This is a genomic window from Rhizobium ecuadorense (genome assembly GCF_001187535.1).
GTDB lineage: Bacteria > Pseudomonadota > Alphaproteobacteria > Rhizobiales > Rhizobiaceae > Rhizobium > Rhizobium ecuadorense.
This window is the reverse complement of record NZ_LFIO01000777.1, coordinates 1-215: the sequence shown is the minus strand read 5'-3', so window position 1 is coordinate 215 and position 215 is coordinate 1. Positions and strand designations below refer to the sequence as shown.

At 54.4% G+C, this 215-nt stretch carries 1 protein-coding gene; it reads left to right on the top strand.

The features are described 5' to 3' along the window. A partial coding sequence (locus tag AF337_RS44395; RefSeq protein ID WP_210168060.1) for a hypothetical protein occupies positions 1-215 on the top strand: 215 nt, incomplete at both ends.

Here is a 215-nt window from a genome sequence, read left to right as displayed (position 1 = left end):
GGCGAGCTTTCCGTCGAATACCGTCAAGGCAACTCTCTGACCCGGACGTTTCGGCCAAGCGCGTCGTCCGAGACACGGGTTTCGAAAGAGTTTGTCGGCTGGGATCAGTTGTTCCATGTGGGCACGTTCGCCGATGAACTCGTCGATGTGCTGGATCGTCAAGACGCAAATTCGAGCAGGTCGATTTTAAAAGAGTGGGCCTTTGAGATGGATGA